We start from the raw sequence: 24494 nt of genomic DNA on the forward strand, positions 1-24494 counted from the left end.
GCCCCAAAAGGGGCGGGTCGTTATTATTCCCTGAATCAATTTACTTAACAGGTTCCAAGTTCATTATAATGTATGCCTTATCCATTCCGGTTATAGTTGGTAAAGCATATGGATTTTCCTCATTAGGCCATCCTTCAAAATTATAGGTAGTGTATTCAAACCATGTTGGATTGTAAAACAAAGGAATAGATGGAAATTCCTGCAAAGCGATTAGTTGAAGTGATGAAATAGCAAGTTCTCTCTCTTTTTCATCTGAAGTATTCCTAAAAATTTCTAACAAAGAATCCGTCGTTAAGCTAATCCAGCCACCTCTGTTGTCACCACTGTATGCATTTGTGGAATGTAACCACCTTTCATAGAAAAAGTAAGGATTTATACCATAATTCACCCAACTCAAAGCCAATTCAAAGTCTTTATTTCTAATTCTCTCTAAATACAATCCGAAATCAACTTGGGATACAACTACATCTATCCCTATTTGTTTCAGCTGGGATGAAAGTACTTGTGACACTGCTATCCAATCAGTCCAACCAGCAGGTACTATCAATTCAAAACTCAATTTATTTCCTCTAGCATCAGAGAATATACCATCTCTGCCAATACTATATCCCAAATCACTTAACATCTTTTTTGCTTTTTCAGTATCTTTGGTATACCACAAATGTTTTAAATTCTCATTGATTAATTCTGAGAAACCACCTTTTATTAGTACAGGATTGGAAACAGTTGCTAAATTCGACATTCCTAACTGTACCAGCTGTTCATTATCTATTCCTAAAGCGATTGCCTTTCGGAAATTCTCATCTTTAAACCTTTCATCATCAAGGTTGAAGAAAAGTAGGACTGGGTTACCTTCAGGAAGCCAATAACCTCTTTCCTCTGGATCGGCTTTAATAAATATATTCTCAATATTTGGAAAAAACAAGGTTCCCCAATCAATTTCTTTATTCATTAAAGCTAATTGAGCAGCATCATTTCCAGTAAAGGCTGGAATTCTAATAGTACTAACTTTCACCTTTTCTTCCTGCCAATAATTTGGATTTTTCTCCAAAGTATAAACTTGGCTAGTAAATCGTCCTATCAAGTAAGCACCAGTTCCAATAGGGTTTTCAGCAGTATAGGTAGTTGGGTCATTTAAAGTGCTCCAGATATGTTGAGGGACGATGTATACGTTAAAAATATCTGTATATATAAGTGTATCAACTTGAGATAAAACAAACTTCACATGTTGATCATCTACTTTAGTTACCTCTTTCAAACCTTTTTGCCAAACACCACCAATATCCAAAGCGGGGTAAGCTTTAATCATATTAAAAGTAAATACTACGTCATCAGCATTAAAATTCTTTCCATCAGACCATTTTACATTTTCCCTTAATGTGACTTCAAGTTCCAAATAATCATCAGACCATTCATAATTTGTAGCTAACCACGGAACTATCTCGCCAGTATATCCGTTAATATAAAACAAAGTTTCATAAATAAAACCTCTTGCAGAGAAATTACTTCCACCTGAAAAAAAGGGGTTGAAATTTCTTGAAAACGGTCCTGTTACATCCATGATCATTGACAGAGTGCTTGCCAATGAAACTACACTTAAAACAGAAATCACTACAAACAACAGTATCTTTTTCATCTTTGTTCCCTCCTTAAAATTTTTTGGGATAGTCTCTTTAGAAACTCTAAAACCTTCTTTAGTAAATTTTTACCACGTTCCTCATCCATAGAGTTGGAAATAATGTATGCCTCTCAAAATCTCTTTTTAACTAGTTTCTCCTCATTCTTGATATCTTTTTTGAGTTCAACCTATTTATCCTACAGAATCACGTTTGAATTTTGTTTCGCTTTTTACACTTTTTCTGTTTATTCGTCTATCTTAAGTTTATTATGTACCTTGACTATATTATGTAGGTGGAACTTTTTTAACAAATACACAGATTTTCATGATTTCTATCTTTTCTTATAATTGATATAATACCAGAATTTTGCAAATAATTTAAAAAATGTCAAATCAAAAAAAGAATTAAATTTGTATTAAAGTAATGACTTTAATTTGAGTATTTCCACTTTTTAATAAATTATACTACTATATTTTTTCTTTTGCAAATTAGAAATAATGAGATATAGCCCTATAATCCAAAATAATTGCCTGTAATTCTGAATAATCACTCTTAATTAGAAAAAATAAAATTGACATATTGTTATGACTTAATATACAATATATATAATCAAAAAGTGGAGGAGACTATAAAATGATTCTTCAAGGTTTGGATATAATGGAAAAAGATGGATTCTCAAAATTCAAAAACAAAAAAGTTGGTTTGGTAATAAATTATTCCTTTGTTAACAAAAATATGGAAGATGGTATAGAAATAATGTTGAAAAATGGAGTAGATGTAAGAAAAATATTTACACCTGAACATGGATTATATGGTCTTGCTGATGGAGTTGAATATCCAGATCAGATTCATCCTGTATATAATATACCAATCATTAGCCTGTATGGAAAGCACAAAAAGCCTACGCAAGAAATGTTAGAAGATATCGATGTATTAGTATACGATATTCAAGATGTAGGTTTAAGATTTTATACTTTTATATACACTTTAGCTAATACAATGATTTCTGCCCAAGAAAATAATAAAAAAATCATCGTATTAGACAGAATAAATCCTTTAGGGAGAATTGTTTTTGGTTCACGAATAAAAAAAGAATATTCAACTTTTGTTGGTGGATATGAGCTTCCTTTAAGATACGGTTTAACACCAGGTGAATTGGCAAAGTACTACAAAAAATATCTTGGCCTTGATTTAGATCTTGAAATCATTCCTCTTGAAGGATGGAAAGGAGAATCATTTGAAAACACTAAATTGAGGTGGAATATACCTTCGCCAGCCCTTCCAACATTTGATTGTACCTTGGCTTACAGTGGAACTTGTCTCATAGAGGGGACTAATGTAAGTGAAGGAAGAGGCACTCCTAAACCTTTCTGTTTCATAGGAGCGCCTTGGATAGATGAAAACATTCTATACAAATTCATAAAAGAAAAATTCCCTAATTTAATTTTAAGAAAAAGGTATTTTATACCAAATTCTTCTAAACATGAAGGTAAATTGTGCAAGGGTTTAGAATTTTTCCCTGAAATTAAAGATAATTTTACTATTGTTGCCATAGAGATTATACGCCACTTAATTCAACAAAGAGGAAAATTTGAGTTTAGAAAATATATAGATAGAGAAAACCATACACAAAGAGATCATATAGAAAATTTATTGGGAGAGGACAAAAAAATTTTCTTTGAGAACGATGACACTTATTTAACCGAATGGTACAAGAGCTCTCAAGAGTTCGTAGATTTTTGTGAAGATATACTATTATATGGAGGATTAAGACTATGGAAAATTTAGAGAAGGATTTGGGGAAATTATTCTTAATAGGAATTCAAGGCACCTCTTTAAATAGCGAAAATATGAAGGCTTTAAAGTCAATTTTGCCTGGTGCCATCATTTTCTTTTCACGAAACATTGAAGATAAATATCAACTTAGCAAGTTTATCGAAGATATAAAAAATTTTTTAGATTACGAACCTTTATTTTGCATAGATCAAGAAGGTGGAACTGTAACTAGATTAAAAAAAGGGTTTACTATTGTACCAAGCGCTATGGGCATAACTGCAACCAGCCAACCAGAGAACGCTTACATTTCTGCAAATTTGCTTGCAAAAGAGCTGCTGTCAGTTGGAATTGATTGGAACCTTGCTCCCGTTGTTGATATAAACAATAACCCAAAGAATTCCGTAATTGGAATTAGAAGCTTTTCTGATGATAAAAATGTGGTATTAAAATTTGCCCGTGAATATGTGAAAGGATTGCATGACGGAGGTGTACTTTCTTGCCTAAAACATTTCCCTGGTATAGGAAACGTCAACATAGATCCTCATTTAGATCTTCCCCAGGGTGAATCAAGCAAAGGCGACCTTCTTTCAACAGAGCTATTCCCATTTTTAAACATTGATTCCCCTTCATGGATGCCAACTCACGTGTACCTTCCAAAGATACAAAAGAAAAAGGAGCCTGTATCTTTATCAGAAGAGATTTTAACAGGATTGGCAAGAGAAGAACTAAAATACAAAGGTGTCTTAATTGCCGATGATTTTGAAATGGGAGGAGTAGCAAACTTTTATACAGCTCAAGAGGCCGTAATAAAATCACTTAGTTCAGGAATGAACATAGTTAGTATTTGCCATTCTTTTGAAAAACAATCAAAAGCCAAAAACGCTGTATTAAATAAGTACAAAAATGATGATAATTTTAAAAAGAAGATAAATTTATCACTAGAAAGGATCCACTCTCTAATGAAAATTTCAGCAGATCTGAAAGAGAAAAACAATAATAAAATATCTTTAGAAGAAGTCGGTAAAAAAGAACATATTAAATTAGCTCAAAATATTGTTGATAAATCTATCACTGTTCTTAATATGTCTCATGATAAAAGATTTTTGCCTTTAAAAAGCATTGATGAAATTTATTACTTTGATAAAGAGTTGTTATCTTACGGAATTGAGGACAAAAGAACTCAAATTTCTTATATTATTGAACCTATATCAAAAGAACTCAATGCCAAAGTAAACATATTAGAGACAGGTAAAATAATCGACCATGAGGTAAGGAAAGAAATAATTCAAAATTCTAAAAACAAAAATATCTTGGTGCTAAGTGAAAATGCATATTTGCATTCAGAATTGGTTGAGTTAATAAGCAAAATGTCCCAAAAAACAAAAAAACTAATCTTAGTTGCTTTAAGAAATCCATATGACGTATTTATTCCCAAAGTAGAGTACGGAATTTGCACATACGGTTTTAATGAAAATATTCTAACTTCTTTACTTAAAATCCTAAAAGGAGAAATAAACCCAACTGGGAACTTACCAATTAAATGGAGGCCAGAATATGTTAGATAACTTGGAAACAGAAAAAAGCAACCCAAAGACTCAAAATTTGGATGAGATAGACATATTTGAAATACTGCGAATAATTAATCAAGAAGATGCCACAATAGCGTTATCCGTAGCGGAAAACTTAGAGAATATAAAAAACGTGGTTGTAAACTGTATTTCAGCAATTAAGAATCACGGAAGAATCATTTATGTTGGAGCAGGAACAAGCGGTAGGGTAGCAGTTATAGATGCGGTAGAAACGGTTCCAACTTTTGGTATAGATTCAGGAATCTTTCTCCCCTTAATCGCCGGAGGAGAACAAGCTTTCTTTCAAGCTACAGAAAATGTTGAAGATTATGAAGAAGGTGGGAAAAACGACTTGGAAAAAAGTAATGTCCGTTCGGAAGATTATGTAATAGGCATATCTGCCAGCGGGCGAACACCTTATGTGAAAGGCGCTTTATCCAAGGCAAAAGAAAAGGGATGTAAAACGGCTTTAATTTGCAACGTAAAAAATCCTGAATTGATGAAAATCTCAGACATTGTAGTTTCTTTAAGAACAGGTCCAGAAGTTATTTCAGGTAGTACAAGAATGAAAGCTGGCACAGCCCAAAAAATGGTTTTAAATATGATAAGCACTGTCACCATGATAAAACTTGGAAAGACTTTTAAAAACTATATGGTGGACGTTAAAATCATGAATCAAAAATTAGAAGAAAGAGCAGTAAGAATAATTTCTGAGGTAACTGGGTTGGATAAAAAAACCTGTAAAGAGTATTTAATCAAGGCTGATATGAAACCGAAATTGGCAATATTGATGATTTTATCTGGAAAAGGCAAAGAATTTTGTATAGAAGCTCTAAAGAAAAACGAAGTATTAAGTGAAGCGTTGAAAACATTAAAGAATTAAACTCATACGAAAATCCCCAAATTCGGGGATTTTTTATCAAATTATATTACACTTTTATTTGAAGATCTTATATACTTGATCAACACCATAGGTATTTATCATGTCTTTAACTTCAAGACAGCCTTTTGAGATTATTGATAACAGTTTTTATCCATTTTAGAAAAGCTGAAAAAAAGTAAAAATTTTACTAACAATTTTGAAAAACTAAGAAAAACGAAGATAAAATCAATTATTTGCTCTTAAACGACTCTAATTACTCTTAATCATGTGTAACCAAGTTTTACAAAATAACAAATTCGTTGTATAATTTAGTTAGTTGCCTGCTGCAAACAACTAACCTATCCATAATATCTATTACACTAAATCAAAGGAGCCACCAAACATGAAAGAAAACCTTTACACCATAATTAAATTTTTTTGGGAAAACGAAGAAGCAACTATAAAAAAAATATCTGAAGCAACCAATTTAGATAAGTCTACTATCTCAAGATATCTAAAAAATCTCAAAGACACCGGAATAATACAAACTGTGGGTTCTTTAAAACAAGGTCCAAAAGGTGGGAGAAAGACTCAAATTCTGTCTTTTAATTATAATATATTTAATATTTTAGGTTTAGAAATAGAGCAAAACGGAATTAATTGTGTTGTCACAAATCTGAAGGGGGATCCAATAGACAACTTTCGTATAAAAGAAAAAATAAACAAATCAAATTTAGTAAACATGGTACAAAACATCATTGAGAAAAAGAAAGATTCGAATATCTGTGCCTGTGGAATCTCCCTTCCAGGGATAATTGACTCCAAAGAGGGCGTTATAGTATATTCTAAAGCTTTAGGAATAGAAAATTTCAAGCTGGTAGAAGAATTATCAAAAGTCAAGGATATCCCTTTTTTGATAGATAATGACTCGAATGTTGGCGCAGCGTATTACAATTTAAAATTGAAAGGTTCGGCTAAAAATATTTTGTATGTTTATATTTCTATTCCCTACGATATTCATGATTTTGTAGGGGTGGGGATCGGGATTATTATAAACAATCACCTTTATCACGGTTCTAACAACTGTTCTGGAGAATACGAATTTAAATTACGTTTAATAGAAAAAAATAATGGATATGTAAATGACTACTATGATTTTCTAAATAACCATTCAGAAGATGAAATTTTCTATGAAATTAAAACTTTCCTAAGCAAATTAGCAAGAGAAATTGGATTATTAGCAGGTATTATCGATCCTGATACGGTGATTTTTGACGGGGGTATTAAGTTTTTACCAGAAATTGCTATCAAGTTTTTGATAGAAGAAACAAGAAATAATTTATTTTTAAGTAAACAAAGAAATATCAATTTTATTACAGAGGAAAAAAACGAACCAGTAACCGCTGTTGGAGCTGCAATAAATTTCATTACCAAAATTTTTGAAGAAAAACAATACTTAGCAAAAATTTTTAAAAGACAAATTTATAGAGGTACTTTAGAAATAAAATGATTTTCAAGTGAGAGAATAAAAATTCTTTCATCCTTCAGGGAAGGCTGAGTAAAGAGACGCTGAGATAAGTATTAAAGTTTCACATCAATACATATCATACGAGGAGGAAGTTATTTTGAACAAAGATGATTTAGGCAAATTTTTTCTATTAGGTTTTCCAAAAGGAATTAAAAACCATCATTTGGATTTAATTCGAAGGGTAAGGCCTGCAGGAGTTATGCTTTATCCATCAAACATGGAAAATCTGAACAGTCTCCAAATAAATATGGAAAGATTATATGAAATTATCGACGAAGGAGTCAAATTGTTCATATCTTCGGATCATGAGGGGGGTCAACTAGAAACAGTACCTGGTATTTTTCCATCACCTGGAAACAAAGCGATAGGTTCTACTAATAACCCGAAATATGCCTATGATTACGGAGAATACTTAGGAAAAGTTCTCAAAAAAAATGGCTTTAATATGTTGTTTGCCCCTGTTTTGGATGTGTTTGCTGAAAATGCAAGCCCCGTGGTCGGATTACGAGCTTACTCAAACAATGAAGAAATAGTGTCATCTTGTGGAAATAATTTTATCAAAGGATTAGAGAAAAACAAAATCATCGCTACTTGCAAACATTTCCCCGGTCATGGGAAAGCAGTCCAAGATTCTCATTATGAAATTCCTGTAATTACAGACATCTGTGAAAAAGATATTTATCCCTTTGAAAAAGCTGTAGAACTGGGAACTAAATCGATAATGACCGCTCATATTCTTTATCCAACTTACGATGAACAAAATATAGCTACTTTATCCAAAAGTATTTTAAAAGATTTCTTAAGAGATAAACTGAAATATAAAGGAATTATTATAAGTGATGCTTTAGAGATGAAAGCCATTCATGATAATTACTCGCCTAAAGAAATAGTTAATAAATTCTTTTCTGCTACTGGAGATATACTGTTAGTTGGAGACACAGATGCTAATTTTGAACCTTTATACAATGAGTTACAAAAATCTTTTTCCAATGGAGAAATTGAAAAAGACTTAATGGAAGAAAGTTATAAAAGAATACTTTCGCTGCAAGATCAGTACATAAACACAACTTATGAAACAAGATTCCTAGCCCAAATCGCTGAAAAAGCGATATATACAAATATACAAAACAAATTGGATGTCCCTAATGTAACCTTTGTTCTTCCAAATGGAGATCCTTTATCTCCAGCAGATACAAGCAATAAAGATTACTTTGAATACAAAACTTTAGTTAAAAGCATGTTTGAAAGTTCTAAAATCATAACTTACGATGTGAAACAAGGTACAACTGATACACCCTTAGAAAGAAGTGAAGTTATTATTTCTTTCGTCGTTGATTCATCTAGATTTAAAAACCAACTAAAAATGCAAAAAAAATTAAAAGATTTTTCAAAAGAAGTTATCTACATAATTTTAAGGAACGAAAATGATCTTGATAATTATCAAGGGGAAAAATACATACTTACAAATTCTACAAAGCCAATATCTATATATTATGCACTAAAATCTGTTTTGAATTTGCCCAAATAATCCAAAAAACTTTATAAGGGGGTGATAATTAAAGATTAGTAAAACATATTTATAAGTCTCAAATACTAAAAAGGAGGTATTTAAGTATGAGTAAGAAGATTTTGTTGATGGTGTTAGTGGTTGGTTTGGCACTTTTGTCATTTGGTAAAACTAAGATCTCAGTATGGCAGTTCATGATGGACGACACTTTGTCAAAACAAGTGAAAGCTCAATTCGAGGCAGCTAATCCAGATATTGAATTAGAAATTGTTCAACTCTCATGGGCGACAGGTTTTGATAGAATTGTTACCTCCATCGCAGCAGGCAGCGCACCGGATGTCATTGAGTTAGGAAACACATGGTTGGCAACCTTTGCTTCTCAGGGAGTTTTAAGACCGGTTGATGATATTGTAGGAAAAGTAAAAGATGATTACGTTGCTTGGAATTTTGTTGAGTATCAAGGAAAAACATGGGGCTTCCCTTGGTTATTAGCGCCCAGAGCCATGTATTATAATTTAGAATTACTCGACAAAGCAGGCTTAGATCCAGATAATCCACCAAAAACTTGGAACGAACTTTTAAACGCGTCTCAAAAAATAAACGCTTTAGGGTCGGATATCTATGGAGTAGGATTATGTGTAGGAGAGTTATATAGCCCGTATCAAGAATGGTTTTTACCAGCAGTTTGGGGAAATATGGGGCATTTTGTTTCTCCTGACCTAAAAAAGGCGATTTTGAACAGTGAACCAGTCATCGAAACAGCTAATTATTACAGAGTTTTAAGCAACTATGCATTACTAGGAAAGGAATCAGAACTCGCAGAAGCTTTTGGGAAAGGAAAACTAGGATTTTTCTTTGCTGGACCTGCGTATATCAACAACACTCAAAGAGATTATCCAGAAACCATATTTGATGTGGTTCTTATCCCTAAACCAAGAGAGCATCATGGCTATCATGCCTCTTTTGCGGGTGGAGAAGTTTTAGGAATCTCTTCACAGAGCAAAAATGTAGAGGAAGCATGGAGAGTAATAGAGTTTCTGTTAAGCGAAGAAGTGGCTATGCAGATAACTCGAACCACGGGAGAAGTGTTCCCAACAAAAGTTGGAATAGAAAAGGACCCATGGTTCGAAAGTCATCCACTACATGCAACATTCCTTGAACAAAACAAATACGCCGTTCCATTCCCACCGCTAGCAGAAGCTAACAAAATCGAACAATTATTTACAAATATTGTAGAAGAAATACTACTTACAGATGCACCAATAGAAGAAATTTTACAAAAATACAACCAACAAATCCAAAATTTACTTTAAAAAATTATATGTAAAAATTATTCGGGGCAGGGGCGTATTCCCTTTGCCCCTTTTTGAAACTAAAAAAGAAAAAAGGGGACGTGTTTATTTTGAAATTAAATAGCAAGTATAACATAACAACTTTTGTTTTTTTACTTCCTTGGATAATAACTTTTATAATATTTTCTTTATATCCAATAATTTTCTCTTTTGGAATAAGCTTTACAAATTATACGGGATTAAGCCCGGAAATAAATTTTGTAGGTTTGAAAAACTATCTTTCTTTATTTAAAGATGAAATCTTTTTAAAAGCTATGAGGAATACTTTTGTTTTCGTTATTGGTACAATTCCTTTTACTACGGTAATTTCCATTTTATTAGCTGTCCTAATAAATAGCAAAATGGTTAGATTTAAAGGATTATTTAAAGCTGGCTTCTTTTTACCTTCTGTTATGTCTATGGTTGTTATCTCCACAATATGGAGATACATTTACAGTGCCGATGGAATAATAAATTACTTACTACAAACAGTAGGAATAGAAAAAAATACAGGTTGGTTGGCATCACCCGATACAGCTCTATTATCTATTATGATTATGAATGTTTGGGCAGCTATTGGTTATTATACCATAATTTTTTTGGCAGGTCTACAAAGTATTCCTGAAGAACTTTACGAATCAGCTTCTATTGACGGTGCTTCTAGCACCGATAAATTTTTTAAAATAACACTACCACTAATAAAACCTACACTCTTTTTTGTAATTGCAATAAACACAATCAGATCTTTTCAAATTTTTACAGAAATATTTACAATGACAGGCGGGGGACCATTGAATTCTACACAAACAATTGTACATTATTTATATATGACTGGATTCAGGCAGTTCAGAATGGGATATGCTTCAGCTATGGCATATATCTTAGTTATAATAATTTTAATTATAACATTGATTCAACAAAGAGCACTCAGGAGTGAATATTAATGAATATCAAAAAAAATATAATTTTATTAATTTCTTTTATGATTCTAATAATTTTTCTTTTACCTTTAGTGATCATGATTTACACCTCGTTCATCCCTCAAGGAACTATGACAAATATCGTTAAAGAATTTTACCTTAATGACTTTGAAGCCGGTTATATGAGCGTTTTAAGAAGGACGATTTCTCCTTTAGGAAATACAAACTACTCTTTATTTAAAGAATCTCCGGAGACTTCTCAATCTCTACTCATTGAATCCAAGGAGGAGAAAAATCCAGGTATTAAAATGATAGGGAGTACTAGAGATCTGAGAAAAATGGATAATTTTAATTTCTGGATAAAAGTAGACAATCCAGAAATTATCAACGGCTTTGTGAGTTTTGAGGATATTAATGGAAATTCCCAAAGTATTCCTTTTTCATATAAAAGTCAAGGACAGTGGGAACAAATACAGATTTCAAAAAAAGCTTTGGACAAAGAACAAATAAACTTGAAATACATAACGGGAATCTCTATAATATTAAATAATGAAAAAGGAATATTAGATTTAAATTTCCTAATCGATGATATTCAAATCCAGAATCAATATCCTACACTTTTGAACTACATTATAGTATGGAACGAGGAAATGTTTGGAAGATATATCTTTAATAGTTTCATAGTTTCAGGAACAATTCTTATTTCAAACCTTTTATTCTCTTCAATGGTAGCCTATGCATTTGCTAGAAGAGATTTCAAAGGGAAAAATATACTCTTTGCTATTGTGTTGATAACAATGATGATCCCTTTTCAAGTGACAACCATTCCTATATTCATTCTAATGAAGAATTTAAAGTTATTAGATACATATTTTGCATTAATATTACCTCATTTAGTTACTCCTTTTGGTATCTTTATACTAAAACAGTATATAGAACAACTTCCAATAGAAATTGAGCAGGCTGCGGTAGTGGATGGAGCAGGACCTTTTACCGTATTTTTTAAAATCATTTTACCTCTTTCCACACCAGCATTAGCAGTAATGGGAATAAATACTTTTATAACAACTTGGAATGACCTTTTTATGCCTTTAATTTTAACTTCTTCCAGGGAAATGAGAACCGCTCAAGTTGGACTTGCTTTGTATCAACAACTAACACAATTACAATGGCCTTATCTTATGTCTGCTTCAACGATCGTTGGTTTACCTATTATGATAGCGTTTTTAATATTTCAAAAACAGATTATTTCTGGCATCACAGCTGGAAGCGTAAAGGGGTGAAAAAATGGCAGATATGCTTGTGAAACTTTATGATTTGAATTACGATGAGAAAATATTTACTGAGTTAAAAGATTCTAAATTAACAGTACGGAGAGCAAAAGCACCAGAAAAATTTATTGTTTTAAATTGGATAAAAAAAGAATTTGGTGATCACTGGGCAAGTGAATGTGATGTATCTTTTTCTAACAAACCTATCAGTTGTTTCATAGCTTTAGACGAAGATAAAAACAAAATTATTGGTTTTTCTTGTTTCGATGCTACATGTAAAAATTTTTTTGGTCCAATGGGTGTAGACAAAAATTACCGAGGAAAAGATATTGGTAAAGCATTGCTTTTAATAGCTCTAAAGAGTATGGAAGAAAGTGGTTATGCATATGCCATAATTGGAGGAGTTGGTCCTGCAAAATTTTATGAAAAAACCGCAAACGCTATATTAATAGAAAATTCTGAACCAGGATTTTATAAGGGCATGTTGAAAAGTTAAGAAAAACTACAAAAATCAGAGTTTTTATTAAATAAATTAAAATATTTCCTCCTAATCGCTTCTCATTACCCATAATCAGATTTGCGATGTAACATGTTTCAGGGTAGTATTGTATTGAGTACCAAAAAAACTAGTTATTTTCAATCCTACGAGCACCTGCCACCTTATGGAAATTAAGCTGGGATGTTAAAGGGAGATAGGGGAACTTAGTATTATTTTTTCTTGGAAAGGCCTTTCCTTGATAGTGTAACAAAAATATTGGAGGTGAAAAGAGTATGAAAAAAGTGTTTGTTGTGTTTCTTTTATTGGCAAGTTTGGTTATGGGAAGCGCATTATTCGCTCAAGTAACCCAAATCCCAAGAGAAGAAGCCGTGTATGTTGCAGGTTTTCAGTGGGGACCACCAACAACTGATAATCCACTTGCAGGTGGGCCAATGACGTTCGTTTCTGATCCTAGACAGCATATTTGGATATATGAAACTTTATTCACATGGGATGCTCTCAACGGAAAGTATGTTCCTATTTTGGGAGAATCCTATAGATGGCTTGATGATCTAAGATTAGAGGTAAAAGTAAATCCAAAAGCGTATTTCCACGACGGAGAACCAGTTACGGCAGATGATGTTGTATATTCCTACAAATTAGGGCAAAAATATCCTCTAGGTCTACAGATTTGGGAATGGTTGAAAGATGTTTACAAGGTAGACAACCACACTGTAATCTTCGAGATGAAACCAGACAATCCAAACAGATTGATGGTGGAAGATGCAATTGGAGCTACCTTTATTCTTCCAGAACATATTTGGTCTAAGGTTGAAGCAGAAAATAATTATGATTTGACCAAAATCAGACAGTTTAGAAATGAAAATCCTGTAGGCTCTGGTCCCTACAAAGTTTTTTATGAAAGTCCAGAAACTATAATTTTAGAAAGAGTAGATAATTATTGGGGAAACGAAGCTTTACATGGTGGGAAAAAACCCGCTGCCAAATATATAGTGCATCCTATTTTCAAAAGTAACGACGAAGGTAGTTTAGCTTTTGAAAACGGCGAAGTAGACGTTTCTCAGCAATTTACTCCAAGAATATGGGAAATGTGGGAAAAGAAAGGACTTCCAGTTGGTACATGGTATGATGAGATCCCTTATTATGTGCCTTCATCAATGCCTTCGTTGTGGTTTAACGTGAACAAATATCCTCTTAGTTTGCCTGAAGTTAGAAAAGCTATTGCATATTCCGTAAATTACTCTAGAATTTCCGAACTTGCTATGTCCAATTATTCCCCCAAGGTTCAAGCCAGTCTTATACTACCCTATGGTGGCGAAGCAAAATACTTCGATGAAAACTTGGTAAAACAATACGGTTGGGAATACAATCCAAAAGAAGCTGTTAGAATATTAGAAGAAGATTTAGGAGCAACAAAGGGTAGAGATGGAATATACGTTCTTCCAGATGGAACAAGATTAGGCCCATTTACCGTAGAATGTCCGTACGGTTGGACAGACTGGAATGCTTCTTTACAAATTGTTGCACAATCAGCAAGAGCAGTAGGTATAGACATTCAAACATCTTTCCCTGATGCACCTATAGCCTATGATAACCGACAAACAGGTAACTTCGATATGACTATGTGGACACCTTCACAACCTTCACCCGCTCAACCATGGTTGAGATTCCAAATAGCTCTTTACTCAAAAGGTGTTCCCGAAGTTGGGCAAATTGCATACAGTAACTTCGGAAGATATAGAAATGAATGGGCTGATCAACTCATCGATATGAATCCAAAAGTAACCAACGAAAAAGAATTAAAGAACCTCTATACAGAGCTAGACCAAATATACAGAGAAGACATACCAATGTTCCCATTGATGTATAGACCTCAGACATTTTATGAATACAATGAAACCTACTGGACAGGTTGGGCAAACGCAAAAAATCCTTATGCGCCGCCGATGCCTTTGGTAGGAGCAGGAATGGAGATGTTGTGGCATTTAGAACCTGCTAAATAAAGTTTTTACTAACTATTGATTTAAACAAGAGTTCGTGGGGGGAAGTATTGGCCCCCATGAACTCTTTTAAATATACCTACGAGAGGTGAAATATGTGAAAGAATTTACGAGGTATTTTTTTCAAAAATTTTTTTGGTATTTACTAGCTTTTTTCTTGGCCTTGTTTTTAAATTTCTTCTTACCAAGGCTCATTCCAGGAGATCCTATTTCAGTTATAGTAAGTAAAATGATGTCTGGAACCGTCGCAAGTGAAACGCAAGAAAGGGTTTATCAATCTTTTGTGGAAGAGTTTGGATTGGATAAACCTTTACCTATTCAGTTTTTTAAATATATAGGAAATGTTTTTAGAGGTGATTTAGGAACGTCGTTCAGTTTGTATCCTCTTTCTGTTAATGAAGTTTTGGGAAACGCTATTGTATGGACTATTTCTTTACAATTTCCGGCAATAATTGTGGGTTGGATATTAGGGAACTTACTGGGGGCTGCTGCTGCCTACAGAAAGGGATTTTTCGACAAAACCATTTTCCCAGTAGCGTTGTTCGTTAATTCCATCCCTTATTATGCTTTGGCAATCATATTACTATACGTTTTTGGAGTTTACTTGGGATGGTTTCCGATTGGCGGTGGTTACAGCAGAACATTGCTTCCTTCGTGGAGTTGGGCTTTTGTAATTGATGTTTTACATCATTACTTTTTACCCTTTATTTCCATCGTTTTAGTAACAATAGGGGGACAAGCCATAGGTATGAGAGAAATGTCGATATATGAATTAAATACAGATTATGTTACCTACAGTAAGATGTTAGGTATCAAAGATAAGAAGATTCAAAGCTATGTCTTCAAAAATGCAGTTCTTCCTCAAATAACAGGGCTTGCAATAAGTTTAGGCACCATGATAGGGGGAGCTTTGATCACGGAGATAGTCTTTGGATACCCAGGAGTGGGAACATGGCTATTCAACGGAATAAGACAGCTAGATTATCCAATGATCCAAGGCTCAACGCTTATAATAGCGATGATGGTTTTAATTGCCAATTTTATTTTGGATATGGTCTACGGACTAATAGATCCTAGAATTAAAGCTGCACAAACGGAGGAGGGTTAACATGAATACAATAAAATTACTATTGAAATCTCCTAAATTCTTAATAGGCTTCAGCCTTTTCATGTTTTTATTCCTAACTGCCTTCATATACCCTGCAGTATCACCAAAAGATCCATTGGAGATGGTTGGATTTATGTACGAATCCCCTTCCTCAACTTACTTGTTGGGAACAGATAACTTTGGAAGAGATGTATTTGTAGAACTTATTCACGGGATGAAATCCTCGTTGATTATAGGATTAATTTCAGGCGTCATTGCAACAACAATAGGTATAACTATAGGCCTTGTTGCTGGGTACAAAGGGGGAACCACCGATAACATATTAAATTCAATAACTAATATATTTTTAGTGATACCTCCATTCATAATATTAATATTGATAACTGTTAGTTTAAGAAGTAGGTCGCTGGTTGTTATGGGATTAGTTTTAGGGATAACCTCCTGGCCATGGACTGCGCGTGCTGTAAGGGCGCAATCACTCAGTTTAAGAAACAGAGAACATGTTGATATAGCTAGGTTAAACGGCGTCAGTACTGTAGAAATTATAATACGCGAAATAATGCCTTATTTATTATCTTATATATTCATGGCTTTTATCCTTCAAGTTGCCACGGGTATTTTAAACGAAGCGGGAATAAGTATGTTGGGACTGGGTCCAAGTAATATAGTTTCACTTGGAACAATGCTTTCATGGGCACTACTATTTGAGTCTGTTAGATCAGGTGCCTGGTGGGCTTTTGTACCTCCAGCTATAACCATAGCTTTAATAACCTTTTCACTATATTTTATGAATTCTGGGATGGATGAATTATTCAATCCCAAACTTAGGAGTTGATCAGGTTGGAATCAAAAAAAGTCATTTTAGAAGTTAACAATCTTAAAACCTATTATCATACAAGATTAGGAGAAAAAATAAAAGCGGTAAACAGCGTTTCATTTAACCTATATGAGGGAGAAATCTTGGGAATAGCGGGCGAATCAGGTTGTGGGAAATCTACTTTAGCAATGAGTTTATCGGGCTTATTTTTATCTCCTTTGAAATACGAAAGTGGATCGGTATTTTTAGATAATGAAAATATCATGCAAAAAAAAGAAAATGAGTTGAGAAAAAAAATACTGGGAAAGAAATATTCTTACATCCCTCAAAGTGCTCTGAACGCGTTGAATCCAACATTAAAAATCAAAAATTTTGTTATAGATCTAATGAAAGAACACGATCCCAATATGACAGAAAAAGAGATTTTAAATTTGGCAAAAGAACGTTTTGAATCTCTTTCTTTGCCTCCAAGGGTTTTAAACCTCTATCCCTTAGAACTTAGCGGTGGTATGAAACAAAGAGTAGTTGTTGCAATCTCCACAATCATGAACCCAGAAGTTGTAGTAGCAGATGAACCAACTTCTGCATTGGACGTAACTTCACAAAAAATAGTAATAAAGTTAATTAAAGAACTTTTTGATAAAAAGATAGTTAAAAGTATAATTTTTATAACTCACGAACTTCCCATATTAAGGCATATATGTGACCGTATAGCCGTAATGTACGCAGGTGAATTTGTAGAGGTAGGAAATATGAAAGATGTAATCTTCGATCCTATTCATCCTTACTCACAAGCATTAATGCAATCTATATTAGTTCCTGAAAAAGGCATAAAAGGCAAAAAACTTCCAAGCCTTCCTGGTTCACCACCTGATTTAAGGAAAATTCCAAAAGGATGTAGGTTCGCAGATAGATGCCCTTTGGCAATAGAAGATTGTAAGAAAGACGATGTCAATTTAACTAAAGTAGGAGAAAGATCTGTAAGGTGCATCAGAATAAACCATATTTTAACCCAAGGGAAGAAGGTGACACCGTATGTCTAAGCACTCAAATGAAGATATAATAAAAGTCGAAAATTTGACCAAAATATTTGGAAGTGGTAAAAAAGCTGTAAAAGCGGTAGATAACGTCACTTTTTCTATAAAAAAAGGGGAAATCGTCTCTCTTGTTGGACAAAGTGGAAGTGGAAAAACAACGGTAACGAGACTATTACTAAGGTTGTTAAAAGAAACAGAAGGTAAAATTACTTTTGAAGGTCAGGATATAACAGGTTTAACAGGAAAAGAAAAAAAGCTTTACTGGAAAAAAGTGCAAGCAATATTTCAAGACCCCTACGCCTCATTCAATATATTTTCTCCGGTAAAAAAAGTTTTAATAGATGCTTTCAAGTTATTTGACAACAGTTTTACAAAACAAGAAAAAATGTCAAAGGTTTACGAAGCTTTGGAATCAGTTAATCTAAGGCCCGAAGAAGTAGCTGATAAATATCCTTTTGAATTAAGTGGCGGTCAAAGGCAAAGGGTAATGATAGCAAGGGCTCATTTGATAAAACCAAAATTACTCTTAGCTGACGAACCAACCTCGATGATCGATGCAAACTTAAGATCAGGAATTTTGGAGTTATTATTAGGCTTAAGGGATACGGAAGGTACTACTATTATGTTCGTAACCCATGACCTTGGTTTGGCTTACTATGTCAGTGACAGACTTTTCATCATGCACGAAGGGGAAATAGTAGAAAGAGGAGATGCTGATAAAGTTATAACACAACCCGAACACCCATATACAAAACAATTAATGATGGATGTACCTAAACTATCAGAAGAATGGATCTTAAAATAACATATACACTTTAGAGATAAAATGAGGTCAGAGTGTATCAATAAAAATAAAAATACGGGAGGAATAAAAATATGTCTGAAAAAGTTTTTCCAAAAGATTTCATGTGGGGAGCAGCTACTGCATCTTACCAAATAGAGGGGTCCCCTTTGGCAGATGGAGCTGGTTCTTCAATTTGGCATAGATTTTCTCATACACCCGGAAATACATATAATGGAGACACTGGAGATGTTGCAGACAATCATTATAACAAGTACAAAGAAGATATTGCTTTGATGAAAGATTTAGGATTAAAAGCCTACAGGTTTTCTATATCTTGGTCGAGAATCTTCCCTTACGGTAAAGGTAAAATAAACGAAAAAGGTGTTGATTTTTACAATAGATTGGTGGATGAATTACTCAAGGTAGATATAACTCCTTTTGTTACATTGTATCATTGGGATCTACCTGCTGCTATACAAGATCTCGGCGGCTGGACAAACAGAGATATAGCATATTGGTACACCGATTATGCTGATTATATGTTTCAAAGATTGGGGGACAGAGTAAAAAATTGGATTACGTTAAACGAGCCTTGGGTAATGGCCTTTGTTGGCCATTTTATGGGTGAACATGCACCAGGAATGAAAGATCTTTACGCCTCTTTCTCAGTTGTTCACAATCAGTTGCGGGCTCATTCAAAAACAGTTAAAGCTTTCAGAGAAGAAAATATTAAAGAAGGGAAAATCGGAATTACTTTATCAAATACTTCCCACGATCCTGCTACAAATTCACAAGAAGATAAAGATGCAGTACGGTTGGCCCATGAATGGACAAATTACCCATTGTTTTTGAATCCGATATACAAGGGTGAATATCCAAGCGGGATAAAAGAACACGCTTCTGAGTTTTTACCTCACAATTACGAAAATGATTTGGAAGAAATAAAAGAAAAAATTGATTTTGTAGGCATCAATTATTACTCTGGAGATCTTGTCAAGTTCGATACAAAATCATTTTTAGGTGGAAAAACCGTTGAAAGAGGTCTTCCAAAAACCGAAATGGGTTGGGAGATTTATCCTGAAGGTTTTTACAAAATACTAAAAGGAGTTCAAGACGAGTACAATCCAAAAGAAGTGTATGTAACTGAGAATGGTGCTGCTTTTGATGATAAAATAGTAAACCAAGGGGTACACGATGAAGATAGAATAGATTATTTAAAGAAACATCTTGAACAAGCCTTAAGAGCGATTCAAAATGGAGTTACGCTCAAAGGATACTTCGTCTGGTCCCTATTAGACAATTTTGAATGGGCATTGGGCTATTCAAAGAGGTTTGGAATAGTGTACGTTGATTACAAAACTCAAAAAAGAATCATAAAAGATAGTGGCAAATGGTATTCACAGGTTATTAAGAATAATTCTTTTGAATTCTAATCTTGTATTTATAAAGAAAAGCCTTTTTTAATAACAAACCAAAGGATGTGAAAAAATGGAGAGAGCCATAAAAAAATTGATCTCTCAGATGACACTTGAAGAAAAGGCAAGTTTATGTTCAGGCTTAGACAATTGGCGCACCAAACCTATTGAAAGATTAGGAATACCTTCTATTATAATGAGTGATGGACCTCACGGCTTGAGAAAAGAAGCCAACACCGATGACGAAGGCATGTTGAAAAACAGCGTACCCGCCACTTGTTTCCCAACGGCTGCTACAACAGCTTGTTCTTGGGATAGAAAATTAATAGAAGAAGAAGGAAAAGCCTTAGCTGAAGAATGCCAAGCTGAAGAAGTTGATATTTTACTAGGCCCCGCTATTAACATTAAGAGGTCTCCGTTGTGTGGAAGAAATTTCGAATACTTCTCTGAAGACCCCTACTTATCAACAGAGCTTGCTACAGCGTATATAAATGCGGTTCAAAGTCTAGGGGTAGGAACCTCTTTGAAACATTATGCTGCAAACAATCAAGAACACAGAAGAATGAGTGTAGATGAAATAATAGATGAAAGGACCCTAAGAGAGATCTACTTAGCAAACTTCGAAGGGGCGGTGAAAAACGGCAAACCCTGGACGGTAATGTGCTCTTACAATAAAGTAAACGGTACACATGCGTCTGAAAACAAATACTTATTGACAGATATATTGAAAAAAGAATGGAACTTCGAAGGATTCGTTGTATCCGATTGGGGGGCAGTAAACGAAAGGGTAGACGGATTAAAAGCAGGATTAGACTTAGAAATGCCTTCAAGCTTTGGAATAGGAGACAATAAAATCATACAAGCTGTAAAAAAAGGTCAATTAGAAGAGAAGGTTTTGGATGAAACTGTAGAAAGACTACTAAAAATCATTTTTAAAGCAAACGACAACAGGAAACAAAACGCAACATATGACAAAGAAGCTCATCATCAATTAGCAAGAAAGATAGCAAGAGAAAGCATGGTACTTTTGAAGAATGAAGACAATATACTTCCAATTAAAAAAGAAGAAACGATAGCCATAATTGGAGAATTTGCCACATCACCCAGGTATCAAGGTGGTGGAAGTTCGCATGTAAACCCTATCAAAACAGATAATCTACTAGAAGAGATGGAAAAAATAACTCAAGGAAAATCTAAAATTATTTATGAAAAAGGATACTATCTTAACTCAGATGAAATCGATGAGGAACTTATAGAAAAGGCGAAGAAAGCCGCAAAAGAATCTGACGTTGCCGTAATCCTCGCAGGACTACCTGAAAGATACGAATCAGAAGGATACGATAGAGAACATATGCAGATGCCCCAAAGCCATAACAAGTTGATAGAAGAAATCACCAATGTTCAACCAAATACGGTGGTGGTATTAAGTAATGGTGCCCCAGTTGAAATGCCTTGGGTTGATAAAGTCAAAGCGCTACTAGAAAGTTACCTAGGAGGCCAAGCATGGGGAGGAGCCGTTACAGATATCCTCTTTGGTGAAGTTAATCCTTGTGGAAAATTGGCAGAAACATTTCCAAAAAAATTGAGTCACAATCCTTCCTATCTAAACTTCCCAGGCGAAGACGATAGGGTTGAATACAGAGAAGGTGTATTTGTAGGGTACAGATATTATGACAAAAAGCAAATAGATCCGTTATTCCCATTTGGATATGGGCTAAGTTACACCAATTTTGAATATACTGACCTAACAATAGATAAAAAGGAAATAAACGATAACCAAACGCTGAACGTTAAAGTGAACGTTAAAAATACAGGAAATATGAGGGGCAAAGAAATAATTCAATTGTATGTAAAAGATATAAATAGCAGAGTATCAAGGCCAGAAAAAGAACTAAAAGGATTCGAAAAAATACAACTTGAACCCGGCGAAGAAAAAACTGTAATTTTTACCTTGGATAAGCGGGCTTTTGCTTATTACAACACCGATTTAAAGGATTGGTACGTAGAAAGTGGAGAGTTTGAAATATTAATAGGAAAATCGTCGAAAGACATAATATTAAAAGAAACAGTAAAAGTTAACTCCACAAAAACAATAAGAAAGAAGTTCCATAGAAATTCTACGATTGGCGACTTAATGGAAGACCCTGTTGGCTCACAAATCTTAAAAGAAATTATGCGAGATAAGATTTCAGAAATTTTCCCCGTCGATGAACACAGGAACGAAGAGTTAGCTTTATCGATGATGAAATATCTTCCTCTGAGAGGGCTAATAAACTTTGGAAGAGGACAATTCACTGAAGAAATGCTGGAAGCGCTCCTTAAAAAATTGAACGAATAAAGATAAAGAACTGTGGAGACGATCTCTAAGATCGTCTCTTTGGTTTAATTACTTTTATTTAAATAAAAAAGGGAAGGTGACTCGTATGAAATCAAGATCCATTGGTAAAAGAATAATAAGTATAGTGATAATCATATTCATATTGTTCGGTCTTTCTATAATTTTCAATACTACTTCTCTTACCAGATCAAATACTGGCTTGGAATCTTATAAAAATTTATCAGACCAAGTTAATAATATAACAGAAATAGAAACAGCTTTTTTTGAAGCTTCTTTGAATTTTAAAGATTATTTAGATAATCACGAAAAAAATTTTGAAAACGGTTTTAGAGGAAATTTATCTAAAATAGATTCATATATGAATAATTTGCTTGACACCACGGCAGAATCTACCTCTTTAGTTTATATTAATAAATCTTTAAATACATATGAAAACAATTTCGAAGAAATTGTACAATTAAATTCTCAGGCCAATACTTTTCTTTCTGAATTCAATAAGCTAAGTGAATCACTTATTCAAGAACTAAATGATTTTAATACGTTAACTAAACAATATAGTGTTTTGGCTTTTTCACTATTACCAGAAGATCCTGTTGTAACCGTTCAAAATATCAACGAAGATGTTAAAAAATATTTCTCTTCTAAATCTTCAAGCGATAAAAGTAATGTATTAAATATGTTCTCAACCTTTAAAGACAATTTAGCATTTGTAGAATTTGGGTTAACCAATAACGAACTTAAAAATGCTTTTTCTGAACTAATGGAAAATCTTGACAATTTAGAAATCACCTTCAATCAAATAGTCACAGCGATAGAATCCCAAGAACCCATAATCGAGCAGATGGAACAAGCAAGGGTAGAAATATTGAACCTGTTAGAAGAACAAAGAAATGAATTAAAAGTTCAACAAGACACATTAGGTCCAGCCCTCATAGAAGAAAACAACAGGGCAATAATGTTGACAGCCATCTTAACCGTAATTGCCTTTGTAGTATCGATAATAATGGTCATCTATCTAATAAGAAGTATAACGAAACCACTGCTAGACTTCAAAAACAAGATAAACCAATTCAAAGAAGGAGACCTAACGGTAAACTTTGAAAGTAAAAGCAAAGACGAGATAGGGCAAATGGCTAACGCTCTATCAGAAATGAGTAAAGAACTAAGAAGATCCATGGGCTCAATAATGCAAGCATCAGGCAAAGTAGAAAATGCATCAGAAAGTCTAACGCAATCATCACAAGAAAGTAGAAAAAGCTCAGAAGAACTCAAAAACCAGATGGACAAGATACAAACAAATGCAGAAGAAACAGCAGGAAACGTAGAAGAAGTAACCTCAGGGGTAGACGAAGTAGCAAGGGCGGCACAAGGAGTATCCCAAGACGCACAAAGGTTAAGTGAAGAAGCAGATGAAACAAGTAAAGCTGCAGAAGAAGGAAGCAAAACGATAGAAAGTATAAGTCAAGCTGTGAAAGAAGCGGTAGAAAGGACCAAAGAAAGTCAAAAAGAAGTAGAAACACTTGCAAGCAATGCCAAGAATGTACAAAGTATAGTAGAAACGATAAACTCGATAACGGAACAAACGAACCTTTTGGCACTAAACGCAGCGATAGAAGCAGCAAGGGCAGGAGAAGCAGGAAGAGGATTTGCAGTAGTAGCGGATGAGATAAGGAAATTAGCAGAAGAATCAAGAAATGCAACGGATGAAATATCCCAGATACTAGCCAACATAACGCAAGGAACGAACAAAGTAAACGAATCGACGAACAAGGTAGTAGGAACGATAGGAGAAATAAACGAAAAGATGGTAAATGTACAACAAAGTTTCAACAGGATAAAAGAAAGGATAGAAAGGATGGACCAAGGGATAGAAAACATGACAGCAAGTGCAGAAGAACAAAGTGCAAGTGCGCAAGAGATGAGCACAGCGATGGACAGGGTAGCGAAAGCGGTAACACAGATAAGTGAACAACTAGAAAGATCAAGAAGTGTAATAGACGAACAAGTAAACCAAGCTGTAGGAATAAACGAAGAAGCAAAAGAGTTGAGTGAGTTAGCCACAGAGTTAAAAGGGTTGGTTGGAAGTTTTAAAATATAAAATGACAAAGCCCCCA

Annotated in this window: 18 protein-coding genes; 17 read left to right on the plus strand and 1 reads right to left on the minus strand. The window is 33.9% G+C overall.

From position 1 onward, the window contains the following. Window positions 1-40 precede the first annotated feature (40 nt). Complete coding sequence (locus X929_RS00120; RefSeq protein WP_103066044.1) at window positions 41-1636, minus strand: ABC transporter substrate-binding protein; 1596 nt, start codon at window positions 1634-1636, stop codon at window positions 41-43. A gap of 616 nt (window positions 1637-2252) precedes the next feature. Between X929_RS00120 and X929_RS00125 the strand changes: the two genes are divergently transcribed. The 17 genes from X929_RS00125 (at window position 2253) to X929_RS00205 (ending at window position 24478) form a co-directional block, all read left to right on the plus strand. Continuing rightward, a complete protein-coding gene (locus X929_RS00125; protein ID WP_103066045.1) occupies window positions 2253-3407 on the plus strand; it encodes an exo-beta-N-acetylmuramidase NamZ family protein in 1155 nt (384 codons plus the stop codon). Then, window positions 3395-4960, plus strand: coding sequence for a beta-N-acetylhexosaminidase (gene nagZ, locus X929_RS00130; protein ID WP_103066046.1), 1566 nt, complete (start codon window positions 3395-3397; stop codon window positions 4958-4960). Before X929_RS00125 ends, nagZ begins: the two co-directional genes overlap by 13 nt. Further along, window positions 4950-5846, plus strand: coding sequence for an N-acetylmuramic acid 6-phosphate etherase (gene murQ, locus X929_RS00135; protein ID WP_103066047.1), 897 nt, complete (start codon window positions 4950-4952; stop codon window positions 5844-5846). The genes nagZ and murQ overlap by 11 nt, the downstream gene beginning before the upstream one ends. Before the next feature lie 382 nt (window positions 5847-6228). Beyond that, a complete protein-coding gene (locus X929_RS00140) occupies window positions 6229-7335 on the plus strand; it encodes an ROK family transcriptional regulator (protein WP_103066048.1) in 1107 nt (368 codons plus the stop codon). 115 nt (window positions 7336-7450) lie between these two features. After that, entirely contained in the window at window positions 7451-8881 is a 1431-nt protein-coding gene (locus X929_RS00145; RefSeq protein ID WP_211286700.1) for a glycoside hydrolase family 3 N-terminal domain-containing protein, read from the plus strand. 86 nt (window positions 8882-8967) lie between these two features. Next, complete coding sequence (locus X929_RS00150) at window positions 8968-10173, plus strand: extracellular solute-binding protein (RefSeq protein ID WP_103066049.1); 1206 nt, start codon at window positions 8968-8970, stop codon at window positions 10171-10173. A gap of 80 nt (window positions 10174-10253) precedes the next feature. Next, entirely contained in the window at window positions 10254-11135 is an 882-nt protein-coding gene (locus tag X929_RS00155) for a carbohydrate ABC transporter permease (RefSeq protein WP_342749824.1), read from the plus strand. Then, the gene (locus X929_RS00160) at window positions 11135-12394 is read left to right on the plus strand and encodes a carbohydrate ABC transporter permease (RefSeq protein WP_245858607.1); all 1260 of its coding nucleotides are present in this window, start codon (window positions 11135-11137) and stop codon (window positions 12392-12394) included. Before X929_RS00155 ends, X929_RS00160 begins: the two co-directional genes overlap by 1 nt. 4 nt (window positions 12395-12398) lie before the next feature. Then, complete coding sequence (locus X929_RS00165; RefSeq protein ID WP_103066051.1) at window positions 12399-12878, plus strand: GNAT family N-acetyltransferase; 480 nt, start codon at window positions 12399-12401, stop codon at window positions 12876-12878. 275 nt (window positions 12879-13153) lie between these two features. After that, window positions 13154-14884, plus strand: coding sequence for an ABC transporter substrate-binding protein (locus X929_RS00170; RefSeq protein WP_103066052.1), 1731 nt, complete (start codon window positions 13154-13156; stop codon window positions 14882-14884). A 94-nt stretch (window positions 14885-14978) separates the two neighbouring features. After that, the gene (locus X929_RS00175) at window positions 14979-15989 is read left to right on the plus strand and encodes an ABC transporter permease (protein WP_103066053.1); all 1011 of its coding nucleotides are present in this window, start codon (window positions 14979-14981) and stop codon (window positions 15987-15989) included. A 1-nt stretch (window position 15990) separates the two neighbouring features. Then, window positions 15991-16824: an ABC transporter permease gene (locus X929_RS00180; protein WP_103066054.1), complete on the plus strand. Its 834-nt coding sequence runs from the start codon at window positions 15991-15993 to the stop codon at window positions 16822-16824. Window positions 16825-16829: 5 nt separating this feature from the next. Beyond that, window positions 16830-17849: an ABC transporter ATP-binding protein gene (locus X929_RS00185; protein ID WP_103066055.1), complete on the plus strand. Its 1020-nt coding sequence runs from the start codon at window positions 16830-16832 to the stop codon at window positions 17847-17849. Then, a complete protein-coding gene (locus X929_RS00190) occupies window positions 17842-18648 on the plus strand; it encodes an ABC transporter ATP-binding protein (RefSeq protein ID WP_103066056.1) in 807 nt (268 codons plus the stop codon). The genes X929_RS00185 and X929_RS00190 overlap by 8 nt, the downstream gene beginning before the upstream one ends. 71 nt (window positions 18649-18719) lie before the next feature. Continuing rightward, window positions 18720-20060 carry a GH1 family beta-glucosidase gene (locus X929_RS00195; protein ID WP_103066057.1) on the plus strand — a complete coding sequence of 447 codons (1341 nt, stop codon included), beginning with the start codon at window positions 18720-18722 and terminating at the stop codon, window positions 20058-20060. A gap of 55 nt (window positions 20061-20115) precedes the next feature. Next, entirely contained in the window at window positions 20116-22380 is a 2265-nt protein-coding gene (locus tag X929_RS00200; protein WP_103066058.1) for a glycoside hydrolase family 3 C-terminal domain-containing protein, read from the plus strand. 85 nt (window positions 22381-22465) lie between these two features. Beyond that, the gene (locus X929_RS00205) at window positions 22466-24478 is read left to right on the plus strand and encodes a methyl-accepting chemotaxis protein (RefSeq protein ID WP_103066059.1); all 2013 of its coding nucleotides are present in this window, start codon (window positions 22466-22468) and stop codon (window positions 24476-24478) included. Window positions 24479-24494 lie beyond the last annotated feature (16 nt).

Origin of the sequence: Petrotoga olearia DSM 13574 (assembly GCF_002895525.1) — a bacterium.
Lineage (GTDB): Bacteria > Thermotogota > Thermotogae > Petrotogales > Petrotogaceae > Petrotoga > Petrotoga olearia.

What these genes read in the sequence shown, in the direction of transcription:
- X929_RS00120 (WP_103066044.1), bottom strand. Translation starts at nt 1,636, where the DNA reads ATGAAAAAGATACTGTTGTTTGTAGTGATTTCTGTTTTAAGTGTAGTT.
- X929_RS00160 (WP_245858607.1), top strand. Translation starts at nt 11,135, where the DNA reads ATGAATATCAAAAAAAATATAATTTTATTAATTTCTTTTATGATTCTA.
- X929_RS00195 (WP_103066057.1), top strand. Translation starts at nt 18,720, where the DNA reads ATGTCTGAAAAAGTTTTTCCAAAAGATTTCATGTGGGGAGCAGCTACT.
- X929_RS00150 (WP_103066049.1), top strand. Translation starts at nt 8,968, where the DNA reads ATGAGTAAGAAGATTTTGTTGATGGTGTTAGTGGTTGGTTTGGCACTT.
- X929_RS00190 (WP_103066056.1), top strand. Translation starts at nt 17,842, where the DNA reads ATGTCTAAGCACTCAAATGAAGATATAATAAAAGTCGAAAATTTGACC.
- X929_RS00140 (WP_103066048.1), top strand. Translation starts at nt 6,229, where the DNA reads ATGAAAGAAAACCTTTACACCATAATTAAATTTTTTTGGGAAAACGAA.
- X929_RS00200 (WP_103066058.1), top strand. Translation starts at nt 20,116, where the DNA reads ATGGAGAGAGCCATAAAAAAATTGATCTCTCAGATGACACTTGAAGAA.
- X929_RS00170 (WP_103066052.1), top strand. Translation starts at nt 13,154, where the DNA reads ATGAAAAAAGTGTTTGTTGTGTTTCTTTTATTGGCAAGTTTGGTTATG.
- X929_RS00125 (WP_103066045.1), top strand. Translation starts at nt 2,253, where the DNA reads ATGATTCTTCAAGGTTTGGATATAATGGAAAAAGATGGATTCTCAAAA.
- X929_RS00180 (WP_103066054.1), top strand. Translation starts at nt 15,991, where the DNA reads ATGAATACAATAAAATTACTATTGAAATCTCCTAAATTCTTAATAGGC.
- murQ (WP_103066047.1), top strand. Translation starts at nt 4,950, where the DNA reads ATGTTAGATAACTTGGAAACAGAAAAAAGCAACCCAAAGACTCAAAAT.
- X929_RS00165 (WP_103066051.1), top strand. Translation starts at nt 12,399, where the DNA reads ATGGCAGATATGCTTGTGAAACTTTATGATTTGAATTACGATGAGAAA.
- X929_RS00205 (WP_103066059.1), top strand. Translation starts at nt 22,466, where the DNA reads ATGAAATCAAGATCCATTGGTAAAAGAATAATAAGTATAGTGATAATC.
- nagZ (WP_103066046.1), top strand. Translation starts at nt 3,395, where the DNA reads ATGGAAAATTTAGAGAAGGATTTGGGGAAATTATTCTTAATAGGAATT.